Here is an 11,011-nt window from a genome sequence, read left to right on the forward strand (position 1 = left end):
ACCCTAAGCCTTTGCCAGAACCGTCACGCCTCGGCGCGCAGGAGCCGCTCGGGCAAGCGCGCGCGCAGTTCGCGTGCGTCGAGCGCCGCGAGATCCTTGTCGAGTTCGAGCGTGACGAGACTGCGCGTTTGCGCGTCGATCGCCTTGCGCAGCGCGCCCAGGAACGCGGGCGGCGCGGCGAGCACGAGTGTGCCGTAGCGGGCGTCGTTGCGCGCCTTCGCGAGCGTCGTCGCGATTTCCGCGGCGAACACCGTGGCTTCGTGTTCGTGCTGGGTGGTGTCGGGATCGGTCGCGCTGCGGGCGAACCCGACGCGTTCGGTGGTGCGCCCCGGCTTGTCGGTCACGAGGCTCCCGTCCGGCATGCGGCCTTGCAGATGCAGCAGCGTCTCCACTTCGTCGATGCCGCCGAGCGGGCTTTCGGCGGCGAAGATGCGCGCGGTAGCACGGTTGGCGACGACAATCCAGATCGTTTTCGACATGTTCGACTCCCTGCCATGACGCCCGGCGCAGGCGGCCCCGGGCGGTTGAGTGAACTCGCGCCACGCGGCGTGAACACGTAGGGTAGCGCGCTTCGCGCTCCATGGGGCGCCGGGTGTAACCGGGCTCGTGCGCCTTTTGGCGTTTTCGCGTGGTGAAAGCGCCGGGACGGCGAGCCGCGTGCCCGACAGCCGACTATTCTCCCGGAATTCGGGAGGACGCTTCTCATCGGCGGCGGATTCTCTTCTGCGCTGGAAGGCCCTACGCTTGCGGAACCGTCCATCAACCCCACAGCCTGCGGCGAAGGAGTTTGAGATGAGCCCGAGCGCCCCGAATACCGAGCCCGTCCATCGATATCCCAGCGACATTGCTTTCACGCCCACGGTCAAGGCGATGCAGGAGCGTCTCGGATCGCGCGAGCTCTATGCCCGCATGGAGCGCGAGCGCGGCTGGGGCGTGGCGATCACGCCGGAGATCGAGGCGTTCATCGGCGCGCAGACCAGCATCTTTCTCGGCACCGCGAACGCGCAAGCGCAGCCGTACATTCAGCATCGCGGCGGCCCGGCGGGTTTCCTGCACGTGGTTGACGAGCACACCATTGCGTTCGCCGATTTCATCGGCAACCAGCAATACATCACGCTCGGCAATCTGACCGACAACCCACAGGCGCATCTGTTTCTGATCGACTATGCGCGGCGCCGGCGCGTGAAGCTCTGGGGCCGTGCGCGCGTGGTGGATGCAGCGGAAGACCCGGCGCTCATCGAAGCGCTCATGCCGGCGGGCTACAAGGCGCGCGCGGCGCGGGCGATCGTCTTCACGGTCGATGCGTGGGACATGAATTGCCCGCAGCACATTCCCCAGCGTTTCGAGGCGGCGGACGTGAAGGCGGCGTTGGACGCGCGCGAGGCGCGCATTCGGGAACTGGAGGAGGCGGCGGCGAAGCGCGAGGAACGCGTGCGCGAGCTGGAGGCGCAAGTCGCGCGGCTGAGCGCGGGCGCGTCGGCGTGAACGGGTCGTTGCGCGGGTGACGCGGCTCAGTGCCGGCGCGTCCTGCGCACCACGAGCCACTTGGGCGAGCGAAAACGCACGATGCTCACGTAGAGCCACACGTAGGTGAGCGCGAACACCACGACGAAGCAGAACAGATGCAGCGTGTGCCGCCAGAACAGCGTGGCGGGAATCACGGCGATCAGGCAGAGCAGCCACAGATACGGCGAGGTGAGCGAATTGCGGCGCGTGAGCTCGCGTGCGTTGCGCGCGCCCACGACCCAGCGCATGAGCCGCTTGTAGACGAGCATGTGCAGGTGCACGCCGTCGGGAATGCCCGGCGACATGCCGCGCACGAACTTCTTCCGGTAGATCGAGAAACAGGTCTCGAAGATCGGATACATGAAGAGCAGCACCGGATACCACGCCGACACGTCCCGGTTGCGCATGACGAGCAGGATCGACAGTTCTGCGAGCATGAAGCCGATGAAATACGCGCCGCCGTCGCCGAGGAAGATCAGGCCAGCGGGGAAATTCCACATGAAGAAGCCCAGCACCGCGCCCATCATGATGAACGACGCCGAGAGCACCACCGGGTCGTGCACCTGGAAGGCCACGTAGGCGAGCGAGGCGAACATCATGAACGCGACCATCGAGGCGAGGCCGTTGAAGCCGTCGATGATATTGACCGCGTTGGCGAGCGCCGCGACCGCGAGCACGGTGACGACGAAGGAAATCGCCGCGTAGGAGAGGAGAAAGTCGAGCGGCGGCACGCTGATGCGCGTGACCGCGATGCCGAGGAACCAGAACGCGAGCGCGGCGGCGGCCATCGTGCAGAGAAGGCGCGCGAGCGGCGAGACACGCTTGGTGAGATCTTCGACGAGCCCCGAGCCGAACGCGGGCAGCCCGCACGCGGCGATGCCGAGGATGCCGCCCGAGACCGCCGGATATGCGCCGTGAAGTTGCGCGGCAGCCACGATGAGCCCCGCGAGAATGCCCGTTCCGCCGATGCGCGGCACGGGCCGCACGTGGAATTTCTGCACGCCGGCGAGATCCGAGTCGACGGAGAACCTTTCATGCAGATGCGCGTAGCGCACGATCAGCAGCGTGACCAGCAACGAAACGAGGAAGCCTAGGGCAAAACTGAGCATGAAAGGAACGCGCGACCGGAAAGTGGAATGCGCGATTATACAAAGGCGGCGGGGCGCCGCTTTCGACGCCCGGGTGGCTGCCGCCGTGCGCGATGCGGGTTTTCGACGCTTAGCGCGCCGACGGGGCGGGGTCAGGGCCGGCCAATCCCAGGCCGAGCATCCAATCCAAGAGACAACTCCTGCATCAATCCATTTTCCCGCGCGTGCAGGCCAATCATTGCCGATGCCCCAAGGCTAGGGACACGCCGAACGCACAGCGCGTCCCGCGAACGACGCTACGCGCGCGCTCGTGTCGATGCTGCTCTTTGCCTACACCCAAGCCAGCGTGGTCGCCGACGCAATCGCGGGTGCGCTTCCGCAGAAATCGCGCGCGTGAAGCTCATGACCGCCTTCGGTCTCGTTGAGTAGGAGCAGCTTCAGCGCGATGCGCCAAACTGCAAAACGCTAAAGCTGTCAGCCAGGGTCATAAGCGCGGCGGGGCACCGGGTGTCACTTCCAGCAGCAGCGGGTGGTCGGGTACGGACACGCTGATTTTACGTACGTCGCGATGACTCGCGATCGGCGCTTCTGACACATTCGGATCGTAGAGGTCGACGCGGCTAGCCGTCGTTCCAAAATCGACCTCCACTTCTGCCGGCGGACTGCTGAGCGGAGTTCCTTTCGCGCGGTCCCAGATTCGCGTTTCGTTCCACAGCACCAGTACGAAGCGGCCGTCCTTCTTTCGCAACAGCAAGCTGTTGGCCGACACCGGCATGCCCGACAGCGTGTAAGTGAGCGCACCGGTCGCGGCAACTCTTGTGCGTTGCACCGTGCTGGTGTTCAGGATGGTCGTGAGATTGCGAATTGCGTAGGCCACGAGCTTCGGGCTGTTGTCGTTGCGAAAGAGTCCGTAGTGCATCCCGTCGTTCTTGTTTTGCGGATCGGGCTTTTCGTCCAGCAGTTCGTAGACGTAGGTCCGTTTCACGCCTGCCGCCGCAGCGTCCATGTAGCCGTTGAGCACACCTTTCGCTTGGGTCGGCTCGTCGACGCCGAGCATGTACCAGCCCGCTTGAGGCGATGAGAAGTAGCCGAATTCGGTGATCACGAGCGGCAACTGGTATTTCTTGAGCCCGTTGATGGCATTGCCCATCCACGTGTCGCCGTTCGCTTCGTAGGTGGGCTGTTCGCCGTTCTGCGGGTAGACGTGCTGATTCGCATAGTCGGCGGAGTTCACGCGTGATTCGACCTGCTTGGGTTCGAAGCCGGTGAGATCGTAGACGGGCACGCCCGCGAACCCCTGCGTGTCGTGTATGCGCGTGTAGACCTCGCGCTGCGCGGCGAGTCCGGCGGCGATGCCCGTCAGGCCGTGGTAGCTGACCGGCCAGTTGTTGATCTCGTTGAAGCCCTCGACGGCCGCGACGCTGCCGGGTACGGCGGTGTTCAGGCGCGTCACCTCTTCAATCGACTGCGTGATGTTCTCGTGCATCAGGAAGTTGAACTTGACACCGCGCTGCGCGAGATAGACATAGCTCGACAACGGCGCTGCGCCGCTGCCCGGCGACGCGTCGCGAACATAGCGGATGCCGAGCCATGCCAAATCGTCGCCGACGTTACGCACGTTTGCATAGGCGCCGTCCGTATAATTCACGTGCGTGTTGACCGCGAGCGTGTCCAGAAAGGCGTCTACGGGCATCGCCTGTACCGCATTGCCTGCCCGCGCCGGCGTTACGCATGCGAGCGCGCAGAGGCCCGTAATGAGGCCTTCAGCAGCGTGCATGCCAAGCCGCCTGTATGCCGTGGCGAGGCGCGCATATCGTGAGTCATGCGAGCCGTATGAGACTTTCGTGCGAGCGCGCAGGGCGTCGGCGGCTCTTTCAAGATGCTTCACGGTGTATTCCTTGCCTTGAGTTGGTTCACGGAAAAGATGATTCGGACTCTTAATAAAAATCAACTTTCCCTGCATCGCGTTGCATGGAAGCGCGCTCAGATTGCCGCTTTCGGCTGCAGCAGCTCGGTCAAGGCGGCGGCGAGCGAGTTGATGCTCGAAAAGAGCCTGGGGGTGAGCATGCGATTGGGAATCTCAATGCCGAACTCGTCTTCGAGGGTGAGCATGAGCTGAATCGCCGCGAGTGACGACAGACCGGCGGCGTAGAGGTCGTCGTCGTCGGCTAGCGTATCGACCGGCACATCGAGATGGTCGAATTCGCAAAGTACGCGGCGCAGCGCGGTTTTCATACCGAGTCCCCCAAGGCAGTGGCTGCATCAGGTCAATGAATTAGACGGAAACCGGAAAGACGTGTAAGTGCGCTAGCGCACTCATATTCCCCGCATTGGCCGTGTATCGACACCTGTGCATGTGCAACGAAGCAGGCGCGCGATGGATCGCGCGGAGTCTGTGGGATTGCGCACGGACCCTTTACTGCACGCTCCTTAATGTGTCGATGTGGGGTGTTGAGGTCGGTGGTCCGAATATATGGCAATGAATTCGTCTGCAGTAGACGACCGCGCAACACCACAAACGTCTGACGAACACGACATGCACTGAGGCAGGAAAATGTCAGATCTAACGCAACGTACGGTCGATGTTGTGCTGATTGTGCTGGGCGCCGTATGCGCCCTACACCTTAATCCGAACTTCACGCCGATAGGCGCGGCGCATCACCCCGATCCCACGCTGGTGGCGTTTTGCGCGGCGCTTGCATTGTCGGTATTTCCCGCTTGCGGGACCTACGGCACGCGCGGAACCCGCTCGCTCTTCAGTGTTGCGGGCCGTACGGCATTCGCCTGGCTCGCCGTTCAACTTTGCGGTCTCGTGCTGCTCTATGCGATTCATCACGATCATTTGCTGGCATTGCCGTGGTTTATCTACTGGACGTTGACGACCGGCATTGCGCTGCTGGCATCGCACACGTTGTTCTTTTCGCAGTTCAGCGTGCTGCGCCTTACCCGTGCATGGTGGCAACGGGAGCCGCTCGCGGTCGAGCCGCGCAGTCCAGTACGCAGTGCCGTCGTCGGCCATGCGTTGAAGCGCGTGTTTGACATTGTGGCAGCGCTCAGCGCGATCGTCGTGCTCTCGCCGCTGCTGATCGTCATTGCGTTGCTGGTCCGGCGCGACGGCGGGTCGGCGCTTTACGGGCACACGCGCGTCGGTCGCCATGGAAAGAAGTTCCGTTGTCTGAAGTTTCGCTCGATGGTGGTGAATTCGGAGCAGGTACTCAAGGATCTGCTCGCGCGCGACCCGGAAGCGCGCGCCGAATGGGAGCGCGAATTCAAGCTCAAGAACGACGTGCGCATCACGCGCATCGGCCACTTCCTGCGGCGCTCGAGTCTCGATGAATTGCCGCAGCTCTGGAACGTTCTGCGCGGCGAGATGAGCTTTGTCGGCCCACGCCCGATCATCGACCAGGAACTGGAGCGCTACGGTGAAAACAGTAAGTACTACCTGATGGCGACCCCAGGCATTACCGGACTATGGCAGGTGAGCGGGCGCAGCGACATCGACTACGCGACACGAGTGTCGCTAGACGTTTCCTATGTGACGAACTGGACCTTCCGGCTGGACATCGGGATTCTGTTCAAAACATTTTTTGTAGTGGTTCGCGGTAGCGGCGCTTATTGAGTGTGAGCGGAGTCGACGTGGAGTAAATGCGCAACAGGGGCCAATGCGCGTGGCAATCCTCGTATCCGGGTCGAACGGAATGACCCGGATACGAGGGTAATGGAATTGGGGGTGTTGCGATGAGATTGGGTACGAGAAAGCCGATCGGCGAGGCGCTGGCATTGCGCCGCGCTGCAGTGTCCATTTTGTGCCTGGCGCTCGCCGGGCTCAGCGGCTGCGCGCTCGCGCCGGGCATGTCGTACTCCGGCGGGAGCAGCTACGCCAGCCCGAATGCGGGCGTCAGCGGCTCGAATGCGGGCATCAGTGCCACGGCGGGCGCGGCCTCTGGCGCAACGGTGCCGGATAGTGTGGTGGCCAAGGGCATCGCAGGCGCGCCATCCGGCACGCTCGTGGAGATCACGAGAGATCTGGTCGACAAGGAAGCTGCGGAACGGCCTACGAGCATTCCCGCCGACGTGGAAAGCCTGTTTGCCAAACCCACGCCATACGAGATCGGGCCCGGCGATATTCTGACCATCGTCGTCTGGGATCACCCCGAGCTCAATCTGCCTGCGTCAGGCGGCGGTGGCGACAGCTCGGGGGCCAGCTCGGTCTCCGCGGGCTATACCGTTGATACCAATGGATTCATTCAGTATGCCTATATTGGCCCGATGAAAGTTGCCGGCCTTTCGGAGATGGGCGTGCGCGATGAACTCGCGCAGAAGCTCGTCAAATACGTGCGTCAGCCGCAGGTCACGGTTCGCATTGAGAGTTACCGCAGCAAGCGCGTGTATCTGGACGGCGAGGTCAAGACGCCGGGCGTGCAAGTGCTCAACGACAGACCCATGACGCTGCCCGAGGCGATCAACCGGGCCGGCGGTTTTACCAGCACGGCCGATCGTTCGCAAGTCGCGGTGACGCGCGGCGACAAGACCGTGGTCGTGGACATGCCGGCGATGATCCGCAAGGGCTTCAATCCCGATCGCATCATGCTGCGCGACGGGGACCTCGTGCGTGTCTACGCGCAACAGGACAGCAAGGTTTTCGTGGTTGGGGAAGTGGAGCGCCCCGGAGGTGTGATGTTCAACAACGGACGGATGACGCTGAACGAGGCGCTCGGCAACGCGGGCGGGATCAATCAGGCGTCGGGCGATGCCTCCCAGGTCTACGTCGTGCGCGGGCGCGATACCAGCAAGCCGATCGTGTTCCATCTCGACGCGAGCAGTGCCGCCGCGATGGCCACCGCCGATTCGTTCGCGCTGAAGCCCAACGATGTCGTATTTGTCGATACGTCTTCTCTCGTGAAGTGGAGCCGTGTCATCAGTCTGATATTGCCGACGACCCAAGCCGCGGCGGCTACCCGAGCGGTGGGTTATTAACGCCTGCATGAATGCGAGCCGCGTCACGTAGCGCGTTCGCCACAGAGAGGACAAGATGAAGCAGCGCGAATATACGCTGGAGGGACCCACGGAGACGGTCATGCCGCTCGCACCTGACGGCGGACACATGGGTAACCTGCTCGACACGCTGTACGCCGGCCGCAGGACGATCCTGATTGTGACGGCGATTTGTACGCTCGTGGGCTGCGTATATGCCTTGCTGGCGTCTCCCGTCTATCAATCAGACATGCTAATTCGGGTGGAGGAAGGCACGAACCCGGCGAAATCAGCACTCGCCGATCTCTCCTCGCAGTTTGCGATCAAGACCGCGGCATCGGCGGAAATCGAGGTGCTGCGTTCGCGGGCGATCGTGTCGTCCGCCGTAAATGCGGCGAAGCTTTATATTCACGCGACGCCGCGCTATTTCCCGGTGGTGGGCCGCTGGGCCGCACGCCATCTGAACCTGGCCGGCTGGTCGGGATGGGGTGGTTACGCCTGGGGTAGCGAAGCCATCGAGGTGACGCAATTCGACGTGCCAGTGCGTCTGGCGGGCACGCCATTCGTTCTGACTTATCTGGGCGACGGTGCCTACACGCTCAAGTACGGCAGCGTTACATTCACAGGGAAGGTCGGCGAAACGTTGCACGCTCCGGTCGTGGGCGGCGCCATCGACCTCGTCGTAAGCCGTATCGAAGCGCCGCCGGGCTCGATCTTCGACCTGATGCGCACGTCCGAACTGAGTGCGATCCGGTCGCTGCAGGCCGCGCTTGCGATTTCGGAAAAGGGCAAGGAATCCGATGTGATCGGCGTTGCACTGGAAGGCGCCGACCCAGTCTTGACCAGTAACATTCTTAATGCGATCGGCAACGAGTACGTGCGGCAAAACGTGCAGCGCACGCAGGAAGAAGCCGAGAAATCGATCGCCTTCTTGGACCAGCAACTGCCGCTGCTCAAGGCCCAGCTCGAGAAGGCCGAGAACGAGTACAACAGCTTCCGTTCCGAGCACGGAGCAGTGAATCTGGGTGCCGAAGCTACGGCACTCCTGCAGAGTTCGGCGATAGCGCAGCAGCGTATCGCCGATTTGCGCCAGCAGCGTGCGCAATTGATGGCCCGCTTTGGCGACGACAATCCCGCTCTGGTTGCCGTGAACGGACAACTGGCCGAAGCGGACAAGTCGCTGGAAGAACTCGCGGGGCAGACACGCGCGTTGCCGCCGGTGGAGCAGCGCCTCGTGCGCCTGCAGCGAGAAGTGACGGTCGATACGAACATTTACACGAATCTTCTGAACAACCGCGAGCAATTGCGTCTGCTGAAAGCGGGCCGTGTGTCGAATGTGCACATGATCGATGCGGCGGTGCCGGCGGAAGGCCCGATCCGTCCCAAGCGCGGGGTGCTCGTGATCGCCGCGTTCTTCACCGGCTTGTTTGTCGGCGCCGCGATCGTGCTGCTGCGTCACAGGCTGAATCGCGGCCTCTCGCTCGTGGAAGAAATCGAAGTGGGCACGGGGTTGGCCGTCTTTGCGGCTGTGCCGCGCAGCCGCATTCAGCATTCGCTGAGGCGCCGGCTGCCCAACAATGCGGTCGGTGCGACCGCCGTCCTCGCGCGTACGGCCGTATTCGATGCGGCGATCGAGAGTCTGCGCAGCTTCCGCAGCGCCCTCGAGTATTCGCTGAAGAATGCGGACAATCGCGTCGTGCTGCTGGCAGGTCCGACGCCGATGGTGGGAAAGTCGTTCGTCTCGGTCAATCTGGCGGCGGTGTTCGGCGTAGCAGGCAAGCGGGTCCTCCTGATCGATGCGGACCTGCGGCGTGGCTCGTTGAACCGGCACGTGGGTGTGCCGAGTACGCCCGGTGTGACGGACCTCGTTGGATGCATGCAGCGCTACGACGAGGTTGTATTCCGCGAAGTGATGCCGTGCGTCGACTTCGTTGCCACCGGTGGCTATGTGCGGAATGCCAGCGAGCTGCTGCGTGAAGACAGTTTCAAGGATTTTGTGGACTGGGCCAATGATACGTACGACCTTGTGCTGATCGACGCGCCGCCGATCTTGCCCGTGGCGGATGCAGGGATCATCGCCAAATTGGCGGGCACGGTCTTCATGGTCGCGCGCCAAGGCGCCACGAGCCTCACCGATCTACGCGAGTCAGTGCGTCGGTTAGAACAGGTTGGCGTGCCGGTTCGCGGCGTAATCTTTAATGATATGACATCGCGCCCGGGCCGCTATGGCAACGAATATGCTGCGTATGGATATTCGAACTACAGTTTTGCGCAGGATGTGGGGACGGTCGACCGCTAGTGGTACAGGCATTCTATCGCCTGAATAATAATGATTTGGAGGGGGTCATGCCAATTGATGTCGACTTCTCGCTGGCACTCAATGAGCGTACCGGGAAGTTTTTTCTGGGCAAGGACATCATTTCTACTCTCGGCAACAGAATAAGCAGGATCCACTACGGGCGGTTCTACGGCTTCCCGCACAACGACTTCATGCGCCGTGTCGTGGGCCGACTGACACATCAGGAAACGATTGCGAGAGTCTATAAGCCCTGGGCGGTGTCGCTGGTGCCTGCACTTCGCGACCCTCGCCCCACACTGCACCTCGATCCGCTCAGCGTCGTGCGTCATCGGCTGGAAGCAAGGGATATCGTGCTTTGCCATGATGTCGGTCCGATTACGCATCCCCAGTACTTTGCACCGGGCGTCAAGGGCCTCTACGCACAGGCTTATGAACAGATTGAGCGCGTAAAACCGCACATGGTATTTGTCAGCAAGACATCACAGCGGGAATTTCATCGGCTGTACGGCAAGAACTACAGCTCGTCGAATGTCATCTATATTCCAACTCGCCTGGAGATGAAGACGGGCGAGGGACAGCGACTGCAGGGCGTCGAGCCCCCCTTTCTGCTCACCGTGGGAAGTATCGGTGACCGCAAGAACCAGGCACGCTGTATCGAAGCTTTTTCAGCAAGCAAGCTCGCCGGGAATGGGTGGCGGTATGTCATTGTCGGCGGACGGGAGCCTGGCGCGGACACTGCCTTCGAGCTCGCGCGGCACACGCCGGGTGTCGTGTTGCCCGGCTATTCGACGGACGACGAGCTTCGCTGGCTTTACGCCAATGCATCCGGCTTTGTGCTGATGAGCCTTCTAGAAGGATTCGGCATGCCGGTTGTCGAGGCAATCGAGCACTATTTGCCGTGCCTCGTGTCCCGATCCAGTATTTTGACGGAGATCGGCGGCGACGCCATGCTCAGTGCCGATCCATTGAACCTGGAATCCATCGCGTCCGGCATGAAATCCCTCGCCGAAATGACGGACGAGGAGCGTCTCGTGCGGAATGCCCACGCCCGTGCACATTTGCAGAATTTTACCCGCGAACCTATTCTCAATCGCTGGCGAGAACTGGTTGAAAGATGTGTATTAGCGGTTTGAGCTGGGTCTGC

The 11,011-nt window shown here is 62.2% G+C and carries 9 protein-coding genes; 5 read left to right on the top strand and 4 right to left on the bottom strand.

Annotated features, from left to right (window positions below):
• Window positions 1-23: 23 nt before the first annotated feature.
• Window positions 24-479, bottom strand: coding sequence for a host attachment protein (locus tag BMI01S_RS41985; protein WP_028231473.1), 456 nt, complete (start codon window positions 477-479; stop codon window positions 24-26).
• Window positions 480-792: 313 nt separating this feature from the next.
• Here BMI01S_RS41985 and BMI01S_RS19920 point away from each other — a divergent pair, with 313 nt between their 5' ends.
• Window positions 793-1,485: a pyridoxamine 5'-phosphate oxidase family protein gene (locus tag BMI01S_RS19920; RefSeq protein ID WP_036045421.1), complete on the top strand. Its 693-nt coding sequence runs from the start codon at window positions 793-795 to the stop codon at window positions 1,483-1,485.
• A gap of 26 nt (window positions 1,486-1,511) precedes the next feature.
• Here the strand turns inward: BMI01S_RS19920 and BMI01S_RS19925 are convergent, their stop codons facing one another.
• The 3 genes from BMI01S_RS19925 to BMI01S_RS19935 all read right to left on the bottom strand — a co-directional run bounded on the left by BMI01S_RS19925 (window position 1,512) and on the right by BMI01S_RS19935 (window position 4,829).
• A complete protein-coding gene (locus BMI01S_RS19925) occupies window positions 1,512-2,615 on the bottom strand; it encodes an MraY family glycosyltransferase (RefSeq protein WP_028209574.1) in 1,104 nt (367 codons plus the stop codon).
• Between the two features lie 463 nt (window positions 2,616-3,078).
• Window positions 3,079-4,371 (bottom strand): calcium-binding protein, encoded by a 1,293-nt coding sequence (locus tag BMI01S_RS19930; protein ID WP_244884660.1) that lies wholly within the window; start codon window positions 4,369-4,371, stop codon window positions 3,079-3,081.
• Between the two features lie 206 nt (window positions 4,372-4,577).
• A complete protein-coding gene (locus BMI01S_RS19935) occupies window positions 4,578-4,829 on the bottom strand; it encodes an acyl carrier protein (protein ID WP_028231475.1) in 252 nt (83 codons plus the stop codon).
• Between the two features lie 319 nt (window positions 4,830-5,148).
• Between BMI01S_RS19935 and BMI01S_RS19940 the strand changes: the two genes are divergently transcribed.
• From BMI01S_RS19940 to BMI01S_RS19955, 4 genes are all read left to right on the top strand, one after another.
• Window positions 5,149-6,213 (top strand): sugar transferase, encoded by a 1,065-nt coding sequence (locus BMI01S_RS19940; protein ID WP_028231476.1) that lies wholly within the window; start codon window positions 5,149-5,151, stop codon window positions 6,211-6,213.
• A gap of 119 nt (window positions 6,214-6,332) precedes the next feature.
• Entirely contained in the window at window positions 6,333-7,571 is a 1,239-nt protein-coding gene (locus BMI01S_RS19945; protein ID WP_036045425.1) for a polysaccharide biosynthesis/export family protein, read from the top strand.
• A gap of 55 nt (window positions 7,572-7,626) precedes the next feature.
• Window positions 7,627-9,867 carry a polysaccharide biosynthesis tyrosine autokinase gene (locus tag BMI01S_RS19950; protein ID WP_028231478.1) on the top strand — a complete coding sequence of 747 codons (2,241 nt, stop codon included), beginning with the start codon at window positions 7,627-7,629 and terminating at the stop codon, window positions 9,865-9,867.
• A 47-nt stretch (window positions 9,868-9,914) separates the two neighbouring features.
• Window positions 9,915-11,000: a glycosyltransferase gene (locus tag BMI01S_RS19955; protein ID WP_154671304.1), complete on the top strand. Its 1,086-nt coding sequence runs from the start codon at window positions 9,915-9,917 to the stop codon at window positions 10,998-11,000.
• The last annotated feature ends 11 nt before the right edge of the window (window positions 11,001-11,011 follow it).

It is taken from the genome of Paraburkholderia mimosarum LMG 23256 = NBRC 106338, from assembly GCF_000739815.1.
Taxonomy (GTDB): domain Bacteria; phylum Pseudomonadota; class Gammaproteobacteria; order Burkholderiales; family Burkholderiaceae; genus Paraburkholderia; species Paraburkholderia mimosarum.